Annotated in this window: 20 protein-coding genes; 7 read left to right on the top strand and 13 right to left on the bottom strand. The window is 62.0% G+C overall.

Annotation, left to right across the window (positions count from 1 at the left end; genetic code table 11):
* Positions 1–131 precede the first annotated feature (131 nt).
* Positions 132–1,490 (bottom strand): 8-oxoguanine deaminase, encoded by a 1,359-nt coding sequence (locus tag I5S59_RS01540; RefSeq protein ID WP_197875073.1) that lies wholly within the window; start codon positions 1,488–1,490, stop codon positions 132–134.
* Positions 1,491–1,949: 459 nt separating this feature from the next.
* Here I5S59_RS01540 and I5S59_RS01535 point away from each other — a divergent pair, with 459 nt between their 5' ends.
* From I5S59_RS01535 to I5S59_RS01515, 5 genes are all read left to right on the top strand, one after another.
* Positions 1,950–2,297 carry a metalloregulator ArsR/SmtB family transcription factor gene (locus I5S59_RS01535; protein WP_197875072.1) on the top strand — a complete coding sequence of 116 codons (348 nt, stop codon included), beginning with the start codon at positions 1,950–1,952 and terminating at the stop codon, positions 2,295–2,297.
* Between the two features lie 15 nt (positions 2,298–2,312).
* Positions 2,313–2,783: an arsenate reductase ArsC gene (locus tag I5S59_RS01530; protein WP_197875071.1), complete on the top strand. Its 471-nt coding sequence runs from the start codon at positions 2,313–2,315 to the stop codon at positions 2,781–2,783.
* Positions 2,784–2,795: 12 nt separating this feature from the next.
* Complete coding sequence (gene arsH, locus I5S59_RS01525; protein ID WP_197875070.1) at positions 2,796–3,497, top strand: arsenical resistance protein ArsH; 702 nt, start codon at positions 2,796–2,798, stop codon at positions 3,495–3,497.
* Between the two features lie 29 nt (positions 3,498–3,526).
* Positions 3,527–3,862 carry a hypothetical protein gene (locus I5S59_RS01520; RefSeq protein WP_197875069.1) on the top strand — a complete coding sequence of 112 codons (336 nt, stop codon included), beginning with the start codon at positions 3,527–3,529 and terminating at the stop codon, positions 3,860–3,862.
* 148 nt (positions 3,863–4,010) lie between these two features.
* The gene (locus I5S59_RS01515) at positions 4,011–4,406 is read left to right on the top strand and encodes a YkvA family protein (protein ID WP_197875068.1); all 396 of its coding nucleotides are present in this window, start codon (positions 4,011–4,013) and stop codon (positions 4,404–4,406) included.
* On the opposite strand, the gene I5S59_RS01510 is transcribed toward I5S59_RS01515, so the two are convergent.
* The 11 genes from I5S59_RS01510 to I5S59_RS01460 form a co-directional block, all read right to left on the bottom strand.
* Complete coding sequence (locus I5S59_RS01510; protein ID WP_197875067.1) at positions 4,389–5,480, bottom strand: DUF3616 domain-containing protein; 1,092 nt, start codon at positions 5,478–5,480, stop codon at positions 4,389–4,391. The two genes, I5S59_RS01515 and I5S59_RS01510, sit on opposite strands and share 18 nt — an antisense overlap.
* A 144-nt stretch (positions 5,481–5,624) precedes the next feature.
* Positions 5,625–6,779, bottom strand: a complete 1,155-nt coding sequence (locus I5S59_RS01505) for an iron-containing alcohol dehydrogenase (RefSeq protein ID WP_197875066.1) — start codon at positions 6,777–6,779, stop codon at positions 5,625–5,627.
* Positions 6,780–6,789: 10 nt separating this feature from the next.
* Positions 6,790–7,944 (bottom strand): iron-containing alcohol dehydrogenase, encoded by a 1,155-nt coding sequence (locus tag I5S59_RS01500; protein WP_197875065.1) that lies wholly within the window; start codon positions 7,942–7,944, stop codon positions 6,790–6,792.
* A 6-nt stretch (positions 7,945–7,950) separates the two neighbouring features.
* On the bottom strand, positions 7,951–8,598 hold the full coding sequence (locus I5S59_RS01495) for an ATP-binding cassette domain-containing protein (protein ID WP_197875064.1): 648 nt from the start codon (positions 8,596–8,598) through the stop codon (positions 7,951–7,953).
* Positions 8,595–9,365: an ABC transporter ATP-binding protein gene (locus I5S59_RS01490; protein WP_128323499.1), complete on the bottom strand. Its 771-nt coding sequence runs from the start codon at positions 9,363–9,365 to the stop codon at positions 8,595–8,597. Before I5S59_RS01490 ends, I5S59_RS01495 begins: the two co-directional genes overlap by 4 nt.
* A complete protein-coding gene (locus tag I5S59_RS01485) occupies positions 9,362–10,321 on the bottom strand; it encodes a branched-chain amino acid ABC transporter permease (protein WP_197875063.1) in 960 nt (319 codons plus the stop codon). The genes I5S59_RS01490 and I5S59_RS01485 overlap by 4 nt, the downstream gene beginning before the upstream one ends.
* Positions 10,321–11,220, bottom strand: coding sequence for a branched-chain amino acid ABC transporter permease (locus tag I5S59_RS01480; protein ID WP_128323501.1), 900 nt, complete (start codon positions 11,218–11,220; stop codon positions 10,321–10,323). The genes I5S59_RS01485 and I5S59_RS01480 overlap by 1 nt, the downstream gene beginning before the upstream one ends.
* Before the next feature lie 67 nt (positions 11,221–11,287).
* Complete coding sequence (locus tag I5S59_RS01475; protein WP_197875062.1) at positions 11,288–12,622, bottom strand: ABC transporter substrate-binding protein; 1,335 nt, start codon at positions 12,620–12,622, stop codon at positions 11,288–11,290.
* Positions 12,623–12,649: 27 nt separating this feature from the next.
* Positions 12,650–13,972: an ABC transporter substrate-binding protein gene (locus tag I5S59_RS01470; protein ID WP_128323503.1), complete on the bottom strand. Its 1,323-nt coding sequence runs from the start codon at positions 13,970–13,972 to the stop codon at positions 12,650–12,652.
* A 230-nt stretch (positions 13,973–14,202) separates the two neighbouring features.
* The gene (locus I5S59_RS01465; RefSeq protein WP_197875061.1) at positions 14,203–15,549 is read right to left on the bottom strand and encodes a sigma-54-dependent transcriptional regulator; all 1,347 of its coding nucleotides are present in this window, start codon (positions 15,547–15,549) and stop codon (positions 14,203–14,205) included.
* Between the two features lie 7 nt (positions 15,550–15,556).
* Positions 15,557–17,284, bottom strand: coding sequence for a HAMP domain-containing sensor histidine kinase (locus I5S59_RS01460; RefSeq protein WP_197875060.1), 1,728 nt, complete (start codon positions 17,282–17,284; stop codon positions 15,557–15,559).
* Between the two features lie 112 nt (positions 17,285–17,396).
* Between I5S59_RS01460 and I5S59_RS01455 the strand changes: the two genes are divergently transcribed.
* Positions 17,397–17,855: a GNAT family N-acetyltransferase gene (locus I5S59_RS01455; protein WP_197875059.1), complete on the top strand. Its 459-nt coding sequence runs from the start codon at positions 17,397–17,399 to the stop codon at positions 17,853–17,855.
* 133 nt (positions 17,856–17,988) lie between these two features.
* On the opposite strand, the gene I5S59_RS01450 is transcribed toward I5S59_RS01455, so the two are convergent.
* Positions 17,989–19,542 carry an ATP-dependent nuclease gene (locus I5S59_RS01450; protein WP_197875058.1) on the bottom strand — a complete coding sequence of 518 codons (1,554 nt, stop codon included), beginning with the start codon at positions 19,540–19,542 and terminating at the stop codon, positions 17,989–17,991.
* Between the two features lie 636 nt (positions 19,543–20,178).
* Between I5S59_RS01450 and I5S59_RS01445 the strand changes: the two genes are divergently transcribed.
* A complete protein-coding gene (locus I5S59_RS01445; RefSeq protein WP_197875057.1) occupies positions 20,179–20,520 on the top strand; it encodes a DUF6124 family protein in 342 nt (113 codons plus the stop codon).
* Positions 20,521–21,002: the final 482 nt, after the last annotated feature.

Below are 21,002 nucleotides of genomic sequence, written 5' to 3'. Positions count from 1 at the left end.
GTTATTTTGATGCGTCTAACAGCACGGTCTCAGTCGCGTTTAAAACGTTTTTAACAGGCACAACAGCACCCCGCCGTTGCGCTCAACGCGCAACGGCAAGGTCAACTCAGGTCACGTCAGATCAGGTCAGGTCACTCGCCGCTGACCAACTGGTAGGCCAATTGGTTGTGGCGTTCCAGCACCCGTGGCAGGTCCACGGTGGTAATGCGGCCATCCTTGACCACCACACGGCCATTGATCACGCTGGTGTCAACGTGAGTAGGCGTGCAGAACACCAGGGCTGCCAGCGGGTCGTGATGGGCGCCGGCATAGGCCACATGGCCAAGGTCGAAGGCGACGAAGTCCGCCACCATGCCTGGGGCCAGGGCCCCCACATCATTACGGTTGAGCACCTTGGCGCCGCCCAGGGTGGCGATTTCCAGCGCTTCGCGCGCTGTCATCGCATCAGGGCCGAAACCGACCCGCTGAAGCAGCAGCGCCTGGCGTACTTCGCCGATCATGCTGGCGCCATCATTGGAGGCCGAGCCGTCGACACCCAGGCCTACCGGCACACCGTGGTCGCGCATCTTGCGGATCGGCGCGATGCCCGAAGCCAGGCGCATGTTCGAGCATGGGCAGTGAGCAACCCCGGTACCGGTACGGGCAAACAGCTCGATGCCGTGCTGGTCGAGCTGCACACAGTGGGCGTGCCATACATCGTGCCCTACCCAGCCCAGGTCTTCGGCGTATTCGGCGGGCGTCATGCCGAACTTCTCCCGGCTGTAGGCGATGTCGTTGACGTTTTCCGCCAGGTGCGTGTGCATCGACACCCCGTACTGGCGCGCCAGCACCGCAGCTTCGCGCATCAGGTCGCGGCTCACCGAAAACGGCGAACACGGCGCCACCACCACGCGCAGCATTGAACCATGGCTGGCATCGTGGTAGTCCTCGATCAGGCGCTGGGACTCCTTGAGGATGTCGCTCTCTTTCTCCACCACCGAATCCGGCGGCAGGCCACCCTGGCTCTGGCCGACACTCATGCTGCCGCGCGCGGCATGGAAGCGCATGCCGATTTCGCCAGCGGCATGGATGCTGTCGTCGAGCTTGCAGCCATTGGGGTAGATGTACAGGTGGTCACTGGAGGTGGTGCAGCCCGACAGAATCAGCTCAGCCATGGCGGTCTGGGTCGATACCGCGATCATTTCCGGCGTCAGCCGTGCCCAGATCGGGTACAGGTTGGTCAGCCAGTTGAACAGCTCGCCGTCCTGAGCGGCCGGCACCACGCGGGTGAGGCTCTGGTACATGTGGTGATGGGTGTTGATCAGGCCGGGAATAACCACCTTGCCAGTCATGTCCAGCACCACATCGGCGTGTTGCGGCAGGGTGTCGCTCGGGCCGACCTGTTTGATCAGGTTGTCTTCGATATACAGGCCGCCGCTTTTGATCTCGCGGCGCTCGCCATCCATGGTCACCAGCAATGCGGCGTTCTTGACCAGTAATGTCTTGGGCATGGGTATTCCTCTCCCGCTTGGAGTTGGATTTCAACGTGATTCTTTTACAGACACCCGGTTTGCGCGTTCAGCCAAGCCCATGCAACCAGGCGCCGTGTGGAGTGGGCGCCTTGTGGCTGATCGGTCAGTGCACGCGCACGGACGTTGTCCAGGTACTGCCCCTGGGCAAAGGATCGAGAAATCTCGGGGTGTTCCCGGCGAACGGGATAAAGACTAATCCGTCACTCACGCAAGCTGCGTTACGAACGACGAACGACAATCGCAGAGGGTGCTCGAAGAGGTCGAGCGGGTGTGGGTGTCGCATGGCGAAGACCATCGCAATACGCAGCGGCGATTACCGCTGTCGTAGGCGCGGCATAATGTAAGCAGAAATATTAATTTCTGTATACAACAAATGCGCTTGCCATAAACATATGCTTATCCGTATATTCGATTATCCATATGTACTAGATACCCACCATGATCACACCTCCCGAGTTTTTCAAAAGCCTGGCCGACGAGACCCGTGCCCGCGCCACGCTGCTCATCGCCGACCAGGGCGAACTGTGTGTCTGCGAGCTGATGTGCGCCCTGGACGACAGCCAACCGAAGATCAGCCGTCACCTCGCCCAACTGCGCAGCAGCGGCTTGCTGCTGGATCGTCGCCAGGGCCAGTGGGTGTACTACCGTCTCAACCCCGACCTCCCGACCTGGGTGCACGACATCCTGCAGACCACGTTGCAGGCCAACGCCGACTGGCTGCACAACAACGCCGCCCGCCTGCAGAGCATGGACGGTCGTCCTGTGCGTGACGCTGCTTGCTGTTAATCGAAGGAGCCACCCATGCGTGTCCTGTTCATGTGCACCGCCAACAGCTGTCGCAGCATTCTTAGCGAAGCCCTGTTCAACCACCTGGCACCCCAGGGGTTCGAGGCGGTGAGCGCCGGCAGCTTTCCCAAGGGGCAGGTGCTGCCGCGCAGCCTGACCACCCTGCAACAGGCCGGCATCGCCATCGAGGGCCTGAGCAGCAAAGGCAACGACGCCTTCGAAAACAATCCCCCGGACATTGTCATTACCGTCTGCGACAAGGCGGCCGGCGAAAGCTGCCCGGTGTATTTCGGCCCGGCTTTGAAAGCCCATTGGGGCCTGGAAGACCCTTCCGACGTGGTGAGTGACGAAGCCGCGGTAGACGCCGCATTTCGCGCCACCCTGGCACATATAGAGCGACGCTGCGCAGCCTTCCTCGCCCTACCCTTCAACCGCCTCAGCCGCGAAGAGCTCCAACGCGAGCTGGATCGAATCGGCGCTCTTTAAGCAGGAGGACACATGTCCGAACAACTCCCCAACCTTGACCTTTCGCTGTTCGAAGACGCGCAGGCTGCCCCTCGCCCAGGCGATCACAAGCCGCGCATTTTGTTGCTGTACGGCTCGACCCGCGAGCGCTCGTTCAGCCGCCTGCTGGTCGAAGAAGCTGCGCGCCTGCTGGAGCACTTTGGTGCCGAAACCCGCACCTTCGACCCTTCCGGGTTGCCGCTGCCCGACGATGTGCCGGTGGAGCACCCCAAGGTGCAGGAACTGCGCGATCTGGTGCTGTGGTCGGAAGGCCAGGTGTGGTGTTCGCCGGAGCGCCATGGTGCGATGTCGGCGGTGTTCAAGGCACAGATCGACTGGATCCCCCTTGCACTCGGCGCCATTCGCCCGACCCAGGGCAAGACCTTGGCGGTGATGCAGGTGTGCGGGGGTTCGCAATCGTTCAACGTGGTCAACCAGCTGCGGGTGCTGGGCCGCTGGATGCGCATGTTCACCATCCCCAACCAGTCTTCGGTGCCCAAGGCCTATATGGAGTTCGACGAAACCGGGCGCATGAAGCCTTCGCCGTATTACGACCGGGTGGTGGATGTGATGGAAGAACTGGTGAAGTTCACTATTCTGCTGCGTGACCGCCAGGCGTTTCTGGTGGATCGCTACTCGGAACGCAAGGAAACCGCTGAACAGCTGATGAGCAGGGTGAACCAGCGTTCAATCTGAATCCCGTATATTTCCGGGGCCTTAATGCCATGAACGAAACAAACGCTCCTGTCAGCCTGAATGAAGACGTATGTGTTCACATTTTTACCGCCTCCGCAGCAATGGTGGGCGTCTGCATTACGGTTATCGGAATTTTTCAAGTAGTGAGCACGTTGCGAAGTGAGGACTCCCTGGGTGATGACTTACTTGCGATCAATGCCATTTTGTACCTGATCACAACACTTCTATCGTATTGGGCCTTGCGTACCCGGCAGGTGAACCGCAATCACCTGCTGGAAAAACTGATCGACGGCCTTTTTCTGACAGCCCTGACCTGCACCACCGGCATTGCAGGCTTTATAACGTGGGCGATCACGATGAAGTAGTGAGCCAGGTGAACCAGCCAATATGAGGGGTGCATGGCACGGGCTTCGCCCGTGTTCGCGGGTAAACCCGCTCCCACAGGGTTTGCAACTGACCCTGTGGGAGCGGGTTTACCCGCGAAGAAAGCACAGCCAACCAAGGCACTACAGCATGAAACGCTTGATTGATCGTCTACGTAGCTGGGCCAGTGCACTCAAGCGGAACATCATGGTGCTCTGGTTCTGCTATCGGAATCCGCAAACACCCTGGTTACCCAAATGGGTCGCGATCATTGTCGTGGCCTATGCACTCAGCCCGATCGACCTGATACCCGACTTCATTCCGGTGCTTGGCTACCTGGACGACCTGATCCTGCTGCCGCTGGGCATCCTGCTCGCCCTCCACCTGATGCCCGCGCAGGTGCTCGAAGACAGCCGGCAGAAAGCCCGCGCCTGGGAAGCCAGCCGGGCACAACGGCCCGTGAACAGACTTGCCGCCGTGGCCGTTGTGCTCGTCTGGCTTGCTGCCGCGGGAGGTCTGGCGGTCTGGTTAGCCCAAGACAAATAGGTCCGCATCCACCTCTGCCTCACCGTGTTTACGACCCTCTGCCGCCGAGTCATAGACAACCAGTAACGCCTCCCCGCCCTGCCCGCCGGCATCGAACAGGCACATGCCCTCGGCATGATCGTCCCCCTGCCCGAACGGCACCTCCAGTACCGTCTCCAATTGATCGGCAAACACCACGCTTTCCTCGTCGGAATCGAAGCCTCCTTGCCAGCGGAACACCGTGACCGGCCCGTCCAGGTCCATGGTCGGGCCCGCCAGGATCAGCAGGTCGTCGCCACGCCAGCACAGGTCACGCACGCCCAGGCCATGCAGGTCGAAGAAGTGCTTGCGGTAGTGGCGCCCATGGGGGCCGATCTGCTTGAGCACCAGCGTGTCGGTCGAGCCGCGTTCAAGCTCGGGCTCAACCTCCAGCAACACGCTCCAGCCACGCAGCACCGGCCCCCGCAGCCCCAACAACAGCCGCGAGCCGATTACCGCCAGGCCTTCGATATCAAAACCGTTGTCTTTACCGGGGATGCGCAAAAAGTCGCGTAATTGCTCGTCTTTGCCAATTTCCGCCGTCAGGTCATTGCCGAACTCGTCGCCGTTAAGCTGCGCCGCGGTTCGCCCATCGGCCTCCACCTCGGTAGCGAGGCTATAGCTGTCGTCTTTGGACACCACCGGGACCCGTGCCAGAAGAAAGCGGTTGCCGTCCACCACCACCGTCGAGAGCCGCTTGATGTTCTTTTGTGCAGACTTGTCGGCCTCGGCCTTCCTGCGTTTGAGGCTATGCGAGCCCACCACCCAGAGATAGCCACTGTCCTGGGCGTAGGCCAGCCCCTCGATATCGATCTCGGCGTCTGCTTCTTCAAGGGGCAGGTCCAGGTACTTGCCGAGCGCGAACGACTGGTGTTCATCGCAGGTCACCGTGCCGCCTGGCCCGGCGTTATGGACGGTCAGGCGTTCGAGGTGGGTGGTTTCGTCGTTGGCCACCCAGAGTGTATTGCCGATTTGCAGGGCAACCGAAAGGCCCTCGCGCAGCGATGCCAGCGCCGGATCAAAGCGCAGCATCACCGCAGTGCTTCGCTCGCTCATGACCGCTCTCCTGTGTTGTAGGGAATGGTGCGAAGGCTGTTGTCGAGGCTAGTGGCTGGCCGACGACATTCAAGGCTATCGCTATTCCTTTTTTTCACAGGCAATAGAGCGCTGAAGCATAACTTCAGCGCAGACCGGGCACGCTCAGTAAATGCCGCGATAGATGCCCTCCACCTCGGCTTCGGTCATGTCCCTGGGGTTGCTGTCGATCAGGCGTTTGAGGCCGGTGACCACGTCGGCCGCCATCGCCGGAATCGCGTCTTCATCGATGCCCAACCGGGACAGGCGTGTTTCCAGCCCGCTGTCAGCGACCAGCGCCTCGATGGCCTGCACGAAGGCCTGCGCGGCGTTGGCCTGATCCTCGAACACCGCCTCCGGCAACAGGTGCGCCGCCAGTTCGGCGTACTGCTGCTGCGCCGCCGGCAGGTTGAAGCGGATCATAGGCGCCATCACCAGGGCATTGGCGTGGCCGTGGGGGATGTGAAAGCGTGCGCCCAACGGATACGCCAGGCCATGAATCGCCGCCACCGAGGCATTGACGAAGGCCATGCCGGCCATCAGCGAGCCCTGCAGCATGGCCGAGCGCGCCGCCACGTCGCTGCCGTCGGCCAGCACCTTGCGCAGGTTGCCGCCCAACAGGCGCAGGGCCGTGGTGGCAAGGCCGTCGGAGATGGGGTTCTTGCGTGTGCGGCTGGTGTAGGCCTCGATGGCGTGAACCATGGCATCGAGGCCGGTCGCGGCGGTAACCACGGCAGGCAGGCCGAGGGTCAGCTCCGGGTCGAGCACGGCCACGTCCGGCATCAGCTGCGCCGAATACACGGCCTGCTTGCGCTGCTGGGCGTCGGTGATCACCGACACCCAGGTGACTTCCGAACCGGTGCCCGCCGTGGTCGGCATCAGCACCAGGGGCAGGCGCTGACCACGCGCCTTGTCGGTGCCGTAAAGATCCTCCAGCGGCTGTTCGCTGTTGATCAGCAACGCCACCAGCTTGGCCGCATCCAGCGAGCTGCCGCCACCCAGGCCCAGCACGCCATCGGCCTCGAACGCGCGCCCCTGGGCGACGGCCTGCTCGACCACCGCCGCTGGCGGGTCGGCTACGACCTCATCGAATACCGCGACGTTACAGCCCGCCGCTTCCAGCGCCGCGCAGGCCTTGGCGGCGAAGCCGAGCTTGACGATGCCGGGGTCGCACACCACCAGCACACGGCGTACCGCCAGCCCGGCAAACACCTTGCCGATACCCTGCAAGGCTCCGGCCTGGCAGACGATACGCGGCACACTTCTGAATTCATGGTTCATGTCGCTCTCCTCACAGCACCGAGGCATAAATGGCGCGGGCATCTGCCCAGGTCACCGGGCGCGGGTTGTTGATCAGCAGGCGCTCGACCTTCATCGCGTCGTCGCTGAGGCGGTCGAGGTCGGCTTCGGTCACGCCCACTTGCGTCAGGGTCTGGGCGAACGGCATGCGCTCAACCAGTGCGGTCATGAAGGCGATAAAGGCATCGCAGGCCTGCGCCGGGCTGTCGAAGCGCTGGCCGGGCAGCACAGTGGCCGCCAGTTCCGCGTACAACGCTTCCGCTGCACAGCGGTTGAAGTTCAACACCGGCACCAGCACCAGCGCATTGCTCAGGCCGTGCGGCACATGGAAATGCCCGCCCAGCGGATAGGCCAGCGCGTGCACCGCCGCCACCGGCGCGTTGGCAAAGGCCATGCCGGCCAGCATCGACCCCAGCAGCATGTCCGAACGCGCCTGCAGGTCGCCGGGTTCGGCCAGCACGCGATCCAGGTTGCCGCCCAGCAGGCGCAGGGCCTGCAAGGCCAGGCCGTCCGACAGCACGTTCTTCTTGTGCTTGCTGGTATAGGCCTCGATGGCATGGACCATGGCATCGACACCGGTCATGGCGCTCACCGCTGCCGGCAGGCCGACGGTCAGGCGCGCATCGAGCAAGGCAATGTCCGGGTACAGCAAGGGGCTGACCACGCCCTTTTTTTCGTGGCTGGGCGTAGTGACGATGGCCACGGCGGTGACTTCCGAGCCGGTACCGGCAGTGGTCGGCACCTGAATCAGCGGCAAGCGCGGGCCCTTGGCCAGGTTGATGCCGTAGATGTCGGTCAGCGCCTGTTCATGGCCGCACAACAGCGCCACCAGCTTGGCGGTGGCCCGCGCGCTGCCGCCGCCCAGGCCGATCACCGCCTGGGCGCGGCAGGCATGCCCCGCCGCTACCGCCTCAAGCACCGAGGCCTCGGGCGGGTCGGCCTGCACGTCGCTGTACAGCGTCACTTCAACACCGGCCTCGCGCAGCGCCTGCATCGGCGCCTCCAGCAGGCCGGCCCGTTGCAGGCCCGGGTCGCTGACCAGCAGCACGCGCTCGGCGCCAAGTTCGCGGCACAGGCTGCCGAGGCGCAAGGCGCCATCGACTTCACAGATCACACGGGGGGTGGTTTCAAAGGTAAAGGTCGACATGGCGGTTTATCCTGCGCGTACGCTGCCGCGTTCGATGCGGTACACGGCATCGACCAGGTCAGCGGAATGGGTGTCATCGGATTCGGAGATCAGCACGCACAGGCCTTCCTGTCCGAGCTGGGCGATCACTTCGGTGAGGCGGCGCGACAGCACGGGCGCCACGCCCTCGAACGGCTCGTCGAGGATCAGCAGGCGGTTGCCCGGCATCAGCGCACGGGCCAGGGCCACCAGCTTCTGCTGGCCGCCCGACAGCTGCATGGCGCGGCGGTCGCGGAACTGGGCGATTTCCGGGATCAGGCTGTACACCCACTCCAGGCGCTCGGCGCTGCCCGGCAGCTTGTTGGCCCACACCGGCAGCAGGATGTTTTCCTCCACCGTCAGTGCCGGGATCAGCCGGCGGTCTTCCGGCAGGTAGCTGATGCCCGCCGCCGCGCGCTGGTGGCCCGGTTGGGCGCACAGGTCGCTGCCGGCGAAACGGATCGAACCGGAGGTGGCGTCCAGCAGGCCCATCAAGGTGCGGATCAGGGTGGTTTTGCCGGCACCGTTATGGCCGATCAGGCCGACCATCTGCCCGGCACCGACATCCAGCGACACGTTGTGCAGGATCGGCACCGACTCGATGGCCACGTTGAGGTTGCGAATTTCCAGGCTCATGCGGTTGCCCCCTTGTGTGCGCGCTGACCGCCGGTGACCAGTTCCTGGACCCGGGCGTTGGCCAATACCGTTTGCGGCGGGCCGTCGGCCAGCACTTCGCCGCTGTAGAACGCGAGAATCCGCGAGACGTAGCGACGCACCACGTCCATGTCGTGCTCAACGAACAGCACCGTCACCTGATGGCGCGACACCACCTGCATCACGGTGTCCATCAGCTGGGTTTTTTCCTCGGCGCTGACGCCGCTGGTGGGTTCGTCGAGCAGCAGCATCTGCGGGTCGCCGATCAGCGCCATGGCGATGTCGATCAGCTTGCGCACGCCTTGCGGCACGGCCGTCACCTTGCTGTCGCGCCAGGTGAGGATGCTGAACTCGCTGAGAATCGCCTCGGCACGGGCGATGCGCCCGTCATTGCGCAGCGGTCGCAGCAACGACGGGAACGGCGATTCGGCCGCCGCCAGGGCAATCAGCAGGTTGTCGAGCACGGTCAGTTCGGGGAACAGCTGGGCAACCTGGAACGAACGGGCCATGCCGGCACGGGTGATCGCCCGCGGCGTGCGGCCGATGATCGACTGGCCGTTGAACAGGATCTCGCCACGACTGGGCTTGAGGTAGCCGGTGACCATGTTGATGAAGGTGGTTTTGCCGGCGCCGTTGGAACCGATCACCCCCACCACTTCGCCCTTGCTGATGCGCACGTTGACGTCTTTGGCCGCGGTGACCGCACCAAACTCTTTGTACAGCCCACGGGTTTCGAGAATGCAGCTCATGCCTTGGCCTCCACTGCCTTGGCCGCGCGGGCCTGGCCACTGAACAGGCTCCACAGGCCCTTGGGTAGAAAGACGATGATGGCGAGCAAGGTGATGCCCAGAATCATCTGCCAGCTATGCGGTACCAGCTCGATGGCATAGGTACGCACCACCGCGAACAACACGGCAGCGATGATCGGTGCAGCCACATGGGCAGTGCCGCCGAGCAAGGCGATGAAAACGAACTCGCCGGAGGTGATCCAGTAAGCCATTTCCGGGTCGATGTGGCCGGCGGCCAGGGCCATGAAGCCGCCGCCCAGCGCCGATACCCCGGCCGCTGCAACGTAGTTCATGTACAGCACCCAGCGTGGCGACTGGCCGAGGTATTCCACACGCACTTCGTTTTCGCGGATGGCTTCGCACATCGCCCCGGCGCTGCTGCGCCCATAGCGGTGCAACAACACCGCCAGCACCGCCGACACCGCGACGATGATGACGAACAATGCCAGCGGCGCCTGGCCGGCAGCCGGGCTCCAGCCGAACAACGTCCAGGCCTTGACGTTGAAGCCGTCGGTGCTGCCCAGCGCCGGGCTTTTCACCAGCATGCCGTAGAGGATCATCGAGAACGCCAGCGACAGCATGGCGAAGAAGATTTCACGGTAGCGGGTCATCAGCAGGCCGAGGAGCATCGCCAGCGCCACCGCCGCCACCACGCCGATCAGCAGCAGGGTCGGCAGGTCGCTGATGTTCAGGAAGTGCCCGCTCATGCCCACGGCGTAGCCACCGATGCAGAAGTACAGGCCCTGGCCAAAGGTCACCAGGCCGGCGCGCATCTGCATCACCACGCCTTGCACCACCATCGACTTGGCCAGCGCCATGGTCAGCAGGAACACCAGCCACTGCGGCGCGATCAGGCCACTGGCAGCGAGCGCGGCGGCGACGCCGAGCAGAATCAGTTCGGTTTTATCCAGGCGCATCAGATTTTCCTCGCAAGCACGCGGCCGAACAGCCCCTGCGGACGCACCGCGAGGACCAGCGCCATCACGCCATAGATCACAAAGAGTTCGAATTGCGGTGCGTAGTGCACGGCAGCGGCGCGGCTCAGGCCCACCAGCAAGGCGCCGAGCGCGGCCCCTTCAATGCTGCCCATGCCACCGATCACCACCACGGCAAACGCCAGCACGATGATTTCCACACCGATACCCGGCGCGACCGAAATCGCCGGAGCGGTCAATGCACCGGCCAGGGTGCCAAGCACCGTACCGAGCACGAACACCAGGGTGAACACCCGGCGCACGTTGACGCCCATGGCCTGGGCCACTTCGCGGTCGTGGATCACCGCACGCAGGACCTTTCCTTGATTAGTGCGCTCCAGCCACAGCCACAGGCTCAGGCCGAGCACCAGCGAGACGCCCACCAGCATCAGGTCGTAATTGGAGACCTTGAGCCCGGCCAGCACACTGCGGCCCATTTCGGCGTAAGGCTGGTAGGCGAAGTACGGGTTGACGCCCCAGATCATCTTCATGGCGTCTTCGAGGATCAGCAGCAAGGCGTAGGTGATGATCACCATCAGCACCTCGTCGCGGCCATACATGAAACGCAGCAGGCCGCGCTCGATCAGCAAGCCGACGATCAACCCGGCGGCCAGCGCACAGCCAAGCATCATCAGGTAGCCGACCCACACCGGCCCTACCCCGTTGTTGAAATACCAGCCCACCAGCGAGGCGGCGGCATAGGCGCCGATGGCGTAGAAACTGCCATGGGCCATGTTCAGAATGCGCATGACGCCGTAAATGACGGTCAGCCCGGCCGCGACCAGAAACAGCCACGAGGCATAGATGGCGCCGTCGATCAGCACCGCGTAAACACTCAGCATAAGGTTCTACCTTGGCAAGAGTGGCAGCCGGCAGCGGCCGCCACGGTCAGTCAGGTGTGCAACGTGATCAGTTGCACTGCGCGCCAGGGAAGCCGGCCTTGATCCAGTCGTGGGCCCTGGTGCCGTCAGGCGGGGTCACGCACTCGCCGGAGAAGGCGATGACGTTCTGCACGCCGCCCTTCTTGCTCGCCGCGTCGTAGTGGTACTCACCGTAGGCGATGCCCTGCATGGCCTGGTGGCCGCCAGCTCGGGCCATCTGCACGGTGCCGGATACCGACTCGAAGCTTGCGCCCTTGAGCGCCTTGGCCATTTCCAGCGGGGCCGGGATCTTGCCGGCTTCGGCCTTGGCGTTTTCAGCCGCGAACTTCAGGCCGAGGATGGCCTGGGCCATCTTGCTTGCCGGGTAGGTCGGCGCGGCTTTGTAGGCCGACTGGTAGGCCTGGGTGAACCAGTTGTTCAGGGCGTTCTCGGGGGCGAAGGCACCGAACGGGCCACGGCCGCCGATGATCATGCCGTTGGGGGCCTGGTCCTTGTAGCGGGCCAGCGCCGACTCGCCGCAGGTCAGCACGGCGGTCGCGTCTTCGAGCAGGCCGCGGGAGTTGGCCTGCAGCACCAGGGCCTCCATGTCGCCACCCCAGAAGCTGGAGTGGATGATGTCGGGGCGCTTGACCGACAGCGCCGAGATTTCAGCGCCGTACTGGCCCTGGAAGACCTTCGGCATCTGCGATTCGACCACTTCGCTTTTCGGCATGATCTGCGCCATCGACAGGGTGAAGTCGCTCCAGCTGTCCTGACCCCAGGCGTAGTTCTGCTGAATGCCACCCACGCGCACGGCGTCGGGGCGGGTCTTGGCCAGGTAACGGGCAGCACCGATGTTGTCGACGGCCGCATCCAGGCTGGTACGGAACACGTACTGCGGGGTCTTGTCTTCGCTGAACAGTTGCGAGGTGCCGCAATCGTAGAACACGGTCATTGCACCGAGCTCTTCGGCCACTGGCGCAATTGCCAGGCAGTCGCCGGAAGAAATGTAGCCGACCACGGCATCGACCTTCTGGCGCTGCACCAGGTTGCGGAACTCTTCCACCTGCTTGGCGGCGCCGCCGGCCTCGTCGATGATCACCATCTCGATCTCGGCGCCATTGATGCCCAGCTTGTCGTATGGCGCGGGCAGCTTGCCCTGGTTGAGGCCGTCCACCAGCACCTTGGCGGCGTTGGCCGAAGGCTCACCGAACGGGCCGGCAGCCGGGCCGGAAAGGAAAGTCACCACGCCGATGCGGAACTTGCCGTTCTCGGCGGCCACAGCAGCGCCCGTGACGCTGGCAGTAATACCCGCCGTGGCGATCGCCAGGGCCAGGGGCAGTGCTTTGCGGTAGTGCGGGAGGTTTTTCTTATAGTTGTTCATGGTCATTTCCATTGCGGGTTACTGAAGCTAAGGGGCATGCCCCTCGGGATTACGGATCTGGGTGGCCTGGCGGCGTGCGCGCACGGCCGGGTCGGGCAGCAGGTCCTGGGCGGAATACACCGCCCAGTCGCCGAGCATCACTTTTGCCGGCGGGTAGTCGTCGTTACGCACCGGAGTGCCAACGGCCTGGGTCTGCAGGATCTGGTGGGTTTGCGCATCAATGCGCGAAACAAAGCCCGGCGGGTCTTCCGGCAAGGCGATTTCCAGCCCTTCAAGGGCGTTCACCAGCGATTCGGTGTCGGTGGCGCCACCGGCCTTCTGGCTGGCTTTGGCCAGCACCATCACCCCGGTGTAGGCGCCTTCGGCGGCGTAGGTCGGGTAGCGCCCGGTCAGGGTGTGAAAGCGCTCGACAAACGACTGGTTGCGCGGCGTTTGCGGCCAGTTGTTGTGGTGCCGGGCCGAGAGGATCAAGCCCGGCGGCGCCTTGTCGCCGAGGGCCACGAGAAAGTCGTAGTTGCCGCCGGTGTCGAAGTTGGCCAGCCGCGACGTCTCGAACAGCCGGGTGCCGGCGGCCTGCTTGACGAAGGCATGAAAGTCGCCGCCCCACAGCGCCGAGACGATGATGTCGGGCTTGGCCTGTTCCAGCGCGGCGATGTACGCCGAGTAGTCCGGCTCGTACAGGCGCGGCCACAGTTCGGTGACGTCGTCGAACTGCACGCCCAGCTGGCGCAGCGCTTCGTGCAGGTCGTCACGCGAGACATGGCCGTATTCGTAATCGGGGCCGATGAAGGCCAGGCGCTTCCAGCCGGTTTTCGCCTGCAGCGCCTTGAGGTAATGCGCCCCGGCGGCCATCGAGGTCCAGGTGTCGTTGGTCACGCGAAAGTAGTAACGGTGGCCGTTTTCCAGGGTCATGCGTGACGAGGCATGGTCGGTGCCGATCATCAGCACCTTCTCTTCGCGGGCCAGTTGGCTGACGGCAATCGCCACGCCAGAGGAGACCATGCCGCACAGCACCTGCACGCCGTCCTTGCGAATGAAGGCGCGGGCCAGGCTGGTGCCGTACGAGGCCTTGGACTGGTCGTCGTCGATAATCACCCGCATGCGGGGCACCTGCTGCCCGGCTTCACGTTGCGCCTGCAGCTCGCTCAGGGCGACCTGGATACCGGCGATGCTGTCCTGGCCATAGATCGCCGCCCGCTCGGTCATCGGGTACAGGCAACCCAGGGTCAGCTCGGCTTGCGAAGCCGCCGCGCCCAGTTCGACGCGCCCGGCGTGCGCACTGCCGGCGTGAGCCAGCAGCAAGGCGCTCAGGGCGACAACGGTGGGCAGGTGAGAAAACGGCAGTTGCATAAAATCCCTTGGGGCGTTCGGAGACGCCTCTTGTCGGTTTGCGGAATGGGCTATCGCAAAGGCTGTGCCAGCCTTGGGCGAACGCTGCATGAGATAACACGAAAGCGCTCTGGAACGAGGCTTTGCGTGGTGAAAATTGATCTGGAGGGGGCGCCGCGGCGGGTGCCGCCGCAGCGTGGTGCGGGCAATGTTGAGCGGCTAGCGCTCAGAGCGCGCGAGCGCTTGAGCGGTTAGCGCTCATCCTGGCGCTCGATGCCCAGGCGCTGCAAACGGCGCTTGAGCGCATGCCGGGAAATCCCCAGCAAATCAGCTGCCAGGCCCTTGTGGCCGGCGCTGCGGCTGAGGGCATCGGTCACCAGTTCACGCTCGGCGCGCTCCAGGCGGTCGTCCAGCGCCGACAGCGACGTGGGTGCGGGCTCGGCAGATTGCAGGTGCACGGGTAGCTGGGCGCTGCCGATGGCCTGCCCGGGCAGCAAGATGGTCAGGCGCTCGATGAGGTTCTTCAGTTCGCGCACGTTGCCCGGCCAGCGGTGGCGCACAAGGGCTGCGGCGCTGTCGGCGGCAAAGCTGATGGGCGCGACCTTTTCCTCGCGGGCCTGGTGCGCGGCAAAGTGCCGGGCCAACAGCAGGATGTCGTCGCCACGCTCGCGCAGCGCCGGAATGTCCACGGTGATGACGTTGAGGCGGTAGAACAGGTCTTCACGAAAACGCCCCTGGCGCACATCGTCGGCCAGGTCGCGGTTGGTCGCCGCCACCACGCGCACATCGGCGCTGCTGGCCTGGCTGGCACCCACGGCGCGGTAGCTGCCGTTTTCGAGAAAGTGCAGCAGCTTGGCCTGCAAGGCCAATGGCAGCTCGCCAATTTCATCGAGAAACAGCGTGCCGTGGTTGGCCTGGGTGACCAGCCCGATACGCTTCTGGTGGGCACCGGTATACGAGCCCTTTTCCGAACCGAACAGCTCGGCCTCGATCAACTGCTCCGGCAACGCCGCGCAGTTCACCTCGATAAACGGGTGAGCAGCGCGGGAGCTGTTGGCGTGCAGCGCCTGGGCCACCAAAGTTTTGCCAGTGCCGGATTCACCCAGCAGCAGAATCCGCGTGGCCGAACTGTGCGCGATGCGTTGCACGGCGGCCTTGAGGTTGCCCATGGCCGGGCTCTGGCCGAGCAAGGCGCCCTGCTCTGCTGCCGTCGTGGCCGTAGCGGCAGGCACCGAGAGGGTGCCGTGAATGGTCGCCAGCAGGTCGTCCAGCTCGAACGGTTTGGTCAGGTAGTCCGTGGCCCCGCCCTTCACCGCCTGCACCGCCGCGCGGGTGTCGCCGTGGGCCGAGATCATGATCACCGGCAGGTTCGGCCGGCAGTTGCGCAGGCCTTCGAGGGTGGCGATGCCATCCATCCCCGGCAGGCCCAGGTCGAGCAGCACGATATCGACCTCAACGCTGCTGTCGGCCAGCAGCGCCAGCGCCGCCTCGCCACTGTAGACCGCGCGCGGCTGCATGCCTTCGCCACGCAGGGCGTAGCTCAGCGAGCGCACCAGCGCTTCTTCATCATCAACGATCAGTACACGTATTTCAGACATCGGTCGCTCACTTCAGATAAGTCGCTGCGGGCGTGGGGAAGTCCAGGGTGACCACCGTCCCCGCGCCCGGGGTGCTGGCCAGTTCCATGTGCGAGGCATTGGCTTCCAGCAATTGTTGGCAGATGCTCAGGCCCAGGCCGGTACCGCGGGCCTTGAGGGTGAAAAACGGCTGACGCACCTGTGCCAGCGCCGCCTCGGGAATGCCGCAGCCCTGATCGACCACGGTCACACACACACGCTCGCCCCAGGCCTGGCCATCGATGGCCACGCACTGGCCCGGCGTGCTGGCTTCCACGGCATTCAGGCACAGGTTGAGGAGAATCTGCTGGGCCTGGTCCGGGTCGACCCACAGTTGCAGCCCCGGTTTGCAGGTGCTGGTAACGCTGACGCCCTTGGCCTCGGCCTCCGGCGCAACCAGCCGCGCCGTGCGCGCCAGCAGCGCTGCAAGGTCTACCACTTGCGGCACCGCCGGGTGTGGCCGGCCGTATTCGAGCAGGTCACTGGTTACGTGAGAAAGGCGGTCGATTTCCTGGCAGAGGTCGCTCAACAGCAGACGCCGTTCCGCTTCCTGCTCGCGGCGCAGCAGGGCCTGCACGGTGGTTTTCATCGTCGCCAGCGGGTTACGCACCTCATGGGCCACGCCCGTGGCGAAGGTGCCGAGCACCGCGAGGTTTTCCGCACGCACGGTGCGCTCCATCACATCCGCCAGGCGCCCGGCCATCACATTGAAGGCCCGCGTCACCCGGCCGATTTCGTCGTTATGCACCTGCTCCGGCAGGCGATAGCCGAGGTCGCCCGACGACAGTTGATGCGCCCCTTCCACCAGCGAGCCCACCCGCGCGCGCAACTGGCGCGACAGCGTAAAGAACACCACCAGGATAAAACCGATAAAGCCCACCGCCGCCAGATACAGCCACCAGCGCGCATCGTCCAGCGGCTTGAGCACCGCCCCCGGTTGCACACTGAACACCACCTGCCAGCCCGGCAGAATCACCGGGCCGTCGCGCCACTCGCCCGGCGCCTCGACCTGACGCCCGGTGGCATCGATATACGCCCCGCCCGGCACCCGCAGCAGCGGCGTAACCACCCCGTTCAAGCCAGAGCTGACCAGCAATTCGGTAAGCGACGCCAGGCGCAGGTGCAGGCCGATACGCACGCGGTGATCGAGGCGGCCATTACGAATCGTCTTGCGGATCAGCAGCCAGCCCGAGCGCCCGGCCTGGGGCAGCATCGGCCCGATCACCTCGACATCGCCGACCATCTGCCGCGCCAGCCCGTTCAGCGACCACGCTTCGCGGCCCCAATACGGCGCCCCCGAAGCGCCCTGCCCCGGTATCACCTTGAGCAGCTGCTCGTGCTCGTCGAAAAACAGCACGCCATACAGAAACGGCAACTCGCTTTCGAGTTTCAGCAACGCGTCCACGTCACCGGCCGGGTGCGCCTGGTCGGCGATGAAATCCGGCATGCTCGGGTGATTGGACAGTGCCGAAAGCTGGTAGAAACGGTCGTCGAGAAACGACGACAAGCGGTTCGCCGTCGACAGCGCCTGGGCGTCGAGGCGTTCGCCGGTCAGGCGGTTGAGCAGGTCTTTGGCCAGTTGCTCATAGAGCACCGCCAGGGCGATAAGCGCTACGCTCATCACCACGATGGAAAGCAATGTGTAACGCGCCACCAGGCTGCGGCGCGGCCGCGCCAGCCGCCGCCAGAACGCGCTCGCGGGGTATTCGGTATCCATGGGATTTGTAATTGTTGTTCATGTGATGTCGGGGGGAGCATAAGGACCGGGGGATGGGGTTGTCCATGGTGGAGTGGGTTTGGGCCGGAAGGACATGGAAGGAGATAGAGGAATGGGGTGTTTGATTCGAGGGGCTACTGAGGCGGATGCGGCGGCGATCAGTGAGGTAATTGTTGCTGCGCTGCGGGGGTCGAATGCTCGGGATTATTCGGCGGAGATTATTGAGGCGGTGGAGAAGAACTTTTCGCCGGCGGCGGTGCTTCGGTTGCTGGAGCAGCGGCAGGTGTTTGTGGCGGTGGTGGGTGGGCGTGTGGTTGGGACGGCGGGGTTGGATGGGGATACGGTGAGGAGTGTGTTTGTTGAGCCGGGGTGTCAAGGGGGAGGTATTGGGCGGTCGTTGATGGCGCGGGTTGAGGCGGTGGCGGTTGAGGGTGGGGTTGAGCGGTTGTGGGTGCCGTCTTCGATTACTGCGGTGGGGTTTTACTTGTTGCTTGGGTTTTTGGAGGTGCGGGAGGAGTTTTATGGGGAGGAGCGGACGGTTGTTATGGGGAAGAGGACCAGTGCCCTTTAAAAACATACCAGGCATACAACGGTGACACTTGGTGCCAGGTTGGTTTGGGCCGATAACCGTCGATAACAAAAGACAGCTGTCGGCCAAACGCACACTTTTGGCAGGAATAATTTTTCAATCGAACTACACAGCATCAATCCAAAAACGACTCAATGCGCTCTTTGAGCGGCTTCATTTGGTCAAGGAATGCCAACTTTATAACGTGACATAGATGCTGAAGCGTATGATTTTTCTCTAATCCAACGTGCGAGGATATCTCAAAAAACTCATTATGTTTCCCTGCTTGCAATCCATACTCTAAAACTTCCGCAACTCTGTCCTCCTCCAACCCAAGCGCAATTTCGACCAGCTTTGGCACTTCTACGCACTTCTGCACTATCCATGCTTCAGGCCAAGTATCTCCAGGCAAATATGATGTTCTCTCTGAAAACCATACATCAAAATCTTTTGATGGGTTTTCTGCCATTTTTCTGGCGTGATTTAAATTATCACCTTTCAACGCTCTTTGATCACCATCAAAAACTGCAAGCGTCGGCCTCTCCTCGCCCCTAACATGCAGCGCAGCCAACTGTTTAGCGATAGCTGTTGCTGACCCTATTACTGAGATTTTAATTCTAGCCCTGAGAGCAGATGGCAAACATGCCTGAATTAACACTCGAGCAACTTCATCTTCGACAAAAAGATCAAGCTCGGCAGTTTCCTTTGCGCCTAGCTTAGAAAAAGCGAAATCCGGAGAAATTCCCGGCGTCAACTTTGTTTTCCCACCAACAGACTCTATAAAATAACGCGCCTCGTCTGGCAGGCACTGGAAAATCTCTTTCGAGTGCGTAGTACAAATTACTTGAGTTCCCGTCTCCTTGCATAGCTCCTTAAGTTTTGTCATAAATAATCTCTGCGCTTTTGCATGCAGACCTAGTTCGATTTCATCCAAAACCAGCAGTGTATTTGCCTTACAGGAGTATATAGTTGAAAAAATCTCAAATAATGCATTCTCCCCAGCCCCCATATTGAAACCAGAATAAGTAAGATCTCCAACCGTAACAACCGGCAAACTATATCTCGCATGTTCAAGGTGCAAATATGAATCATATTTTTTGCCAAGAATGTACCCAACAGCATCCTTTACCTTATCTTCCCAGCCTTTTAATTGAACATTCTTGAAAGACTTTGAATAGGAACGCGACTGACTTCTCTCCGAATGAGGGACGATTCTCTCAATACCAAGAAAAACTACATTTTTATGCATTCTAGAATCGTAGTTATTCCATTTGCCACCTTGGCTTTTTTTGCGAGACTGATACCCTAACCCCTTCCCATCCGGAAACACTGTTTTAGCAAAATTATCCATGGCGAACCAGTACTTTATTTCAATCCCCTGCGGAGGAACCTCATCAGTGTGCTGCAGGAAAAAATCAGAGAAAGTATAATAGCTATTTTTTCTTTTCGGCAGCTTAAAGCCCTTCTTAGTATTATGATAAGCACAACATGCCAAAGCAAGAATGGTAGATTTTCCTGATCCATTTACTCCCGAAAAGGCAGTAATTGGGTAATCAAAGCTTACATCAAGCGCACTGAGACCACGTATAGTTCCCTCCGTGATATTTATTCGCCTCAAAAGCCTTTTAGAATAATCATTAACGAACCACTGTCGTAAATCTTTATCCAATTTGCTTTCACGATACTTCATCTTTTTCCCTGCAAAAATGCTATGGCGATCTGCCATCTATCGATTTACGTACGCTAGCGGTTCTTAAAGATTTTGTCCATCCCCTTAGGCAGGTCTCATAAAACCCAGTAGCGGTGCAAATTAATACGTAACTACACCTCAAAAGCCTTAGCGATGCAGATGAAATGTGAGGTAGGGCCTTAGTTCATTCCGCACTTATATATGCGGAGTCGGTTGCTATGACTGTGGCGATATGTCTGAGCGTTTGACGAGGTGTACCCAACAATCCTCGGGCCAAATCCCCCGCATCAAGCGATGACCGACCAAGGCGCCACTGGCTGATCGTCTGTAATGAGTCTAAAGCAGTCGCTAACCATCGTCCCCTTGAATCCCCACCCCAACCCCGTTACCCTCCCCCAGTCGCTGCAAATTCAGCGACCGGGCGTCGCGGCCCGTAAGGCAAAAGGCGCAACAGCGCCACACCACCACAATTGCAGGCGCTTTTTTTGTGCCCGCTACTGTGCAATGGCGGCTGTGCGTGGGAGACCTTCGGGTCTGCCGGGTTTCCTTTTGCCTCGGTCCGCGAACCCGCGTACAGCTGCCACCCAATCGTTTCGCGGCGATTGATGGCGGCTCCACTGCAAAAGGAGCTGCACCATGACAAAACCCGTTCCCGACCCACCCCTCGTCACCAAAACCAGCACCACCTTCGGCTCCTGCGACGGCAGTCACGATCCGCTGTTCGCCGTACGCCCCGGCGTGTCCGCCGAAGACGCGCTGATCCACGCCACCGTCCTGCTCAAAAGCGCTTACCAGACCAACGCCCAGGCCTGTGACATGGTCAATGCCGAGGTACGGGGTTTGCTGTGGGCGACCCAGCACTCGCTGGAAATGAGCCTCGCGCTGGTGGAGGCGTTGCTGGATGAAGTTGAGGCGCGTGCTGCGACAGCAGCCGTGCTGAGACGTACCGTGCTAGCGGGTCAAGGGCCGGTAGAGTGAACTGAGTAATTGGTTCAGGCCGCAGATGCGGCCATCCGGTGATTTGAGCTATCACGGGACACCCCCGCTGCCACCAGTTGGCGGACCCTTTCCGCGAAAGAGTTCCACCAAGACAACACCCGCCCCCTCCTCATCAAGATCCGCCAAGCCCAGCTGCTTATCCTGAAGCACGCATGCACCAAGAGAAGTCGTTCTGTCCCCTCTTGCTGCCCGGCAGCAGGCGAATCGGACGCATCATCTGCCGCCAACGATTGCGCACAATCTCGCAACAAATATGTTCACAAACAAGCACATAATCTGTTGTCGATAATGCTCGCTGGATGTATATTCCGCGCAAATGATGGCCCATGGCCATGAGCCATGTTGTGCGGTTTCAGCCCCTGAGATCCGCCCGCCTTCACCCATGGCTCCCCACTCCACATTTCTTCCGCCGCCGCCTTTGTGCGCGGCGACATCCCCAACCTTGTGCAACAGGTGCCCTG

Source organism: Pseudomonas alkylphenolica (assembly GCF_016009175.1).
GTDB classification, from domain to species: domain Bacteria; phylum Pseudomonadota; class Gammaproteobacteria; order Pseudomonadales; family Pseudomonadaceae; genus Aquipseudomonas; species Aquipseudomonas alkylphenolica_B.
Note: the sequence above shows the minus strand (reverse complement) of the source record. Positions and strands in the feature narration are given on the sequence as shown.

Coding starts and splice junctions, on each gene's coding strand:
- I5S59_RS01485 (WP_197875063.1), bottom strand. CDS start 10,321: ATGCGCCTGGATAAAACCGAACTGATTCTGCTCGGCGTCGCCGCCGCG.
- I5S59_RS01460 (WP_197875060.1), bottom strand. CDS start 17,284: ATGGATACCGAATACCCCGCGAGCGCGTTCTGGCGGCGGCTGGCGCGG.
- I5S59_RS01535 (WP_197875072.1), top strand. CDS start 1,950: ATGATCACACCTCCCGAGTTTTTCAAAAGCCTGGCCGACGAGACCCGT.
- I5S59_RS01515 (WP_197875068.1), top strand. CDS start 4,011: ATGAAACGCTTGATTGATCGTCTACGTAGCTGGGCCAGTGCACTCAAG.
- I5S59_RS01455 (WP_197875059.1), top strand. CDS start 17,397: ATGGGGTGTTTGATTCGAGGGGCTACTGAGGCGGATGCGGCGGCGATC.
- I5S59_RS01450 (WP_197875058.1), bottom strand. CDS start 19,542: ATGAAGTATCGTGAAAGCAAATTGGATAAAGATTTACGACAGTGGTTC.
- arsH (WP_197875070.1), top strand. CDS start 2,796: ATGTCCGAACAACTCCCCAACCTTGACCTTTCGCTGTTCGAAGACGCG.
- I5S59_RS01490 (WP_128323499.1), bottom strand. CDS start 9,365: ATGAGCTGCATTCTCGAAACCCGTGGGCTGTACAAAGAGTTTGGTGCG.
- I5S59_RS01520 (WP_197875069.1), top strand. CDS start 3,527: ATGAACGAAACAAACGCTCCTGTCAGCCTGAATGAAGACGTATGTGTT.
- I5S59_RS01445 (WP_197875057.1), top strand. CDS start 20,179: ATGACAAAACCCGTTCCCGACCCACCCCTCGTCACCAAAACCAGCACC.
- I5S59_RS01500 (WP_197875065.1), bottom strand. CDS start 7,944: ATGTCGACCTTTACCTTTGAAACCACCCCCCGTGTGATCTGTGAAGTC.
- I5S59_RS01540 (WP_197875073.1), bottom strand. CDS start 1,490: ATGCCCAAGACATTACTGGTCAAGAACGCCGCATTGCTGGTGACCATG.
- I5S59_RS01505 (WP_197875066.1), bottom strand. CDS start 6,779: ATGAACCATGAATTCAGAAGTGTGCCGCGTATCGTCTGCCAGGCCGGA.
- I5S59_RS01530 (WP_197875071.1), top strand. CDS start 2,313: ATGCGTGTCCTGTTCATGTGCACCGCCAACAGCTGTCGCAGCATTCTT.
- I5S59_RS01475 (WP_197875062.1), bottom strand. CDS start 12,622: ATGAACAACTATAAGAAAAACCTCCCGCACTACCGCAAAGCACTGCCC.
- I5S59_RS01495 (WP_197875064.1), bottom strand. CDS start 8,598: ATGAGCCTGGAAATTCGCAACCTCAACGTGGCCATCGAGTCGGTGCCG.
- I5S59_RS01480 (WP_128323501.1), bottom strand. CDS start 11,220: ATGCTGAGTGTTTACGCGGTGCTGATCGACGGCGCCATCTATGCCTCG.
- I5S59_RS01510 (WP_197875067.1), bottom strand. CDS start 5,480: ATGAGCGAGCGAAGCACTGCGGTGATGCTGCGCTTTGATCCGGCGCTG.
- I5S59_RS01470 (WP_128323503.1), bottom strand. CDS start 13,972: ATGCAACTGCCGTTTTCTCACCTGCCCACCGTTGTCGCCCTGAGCGCC.
- I5S59_RS01465 (WP_197875061.1), bottom strand. CDS start 15,549: ATGTCTGAAATACGTGTACTGATCGTTGATGATGAAGAAGCGCTGGTG.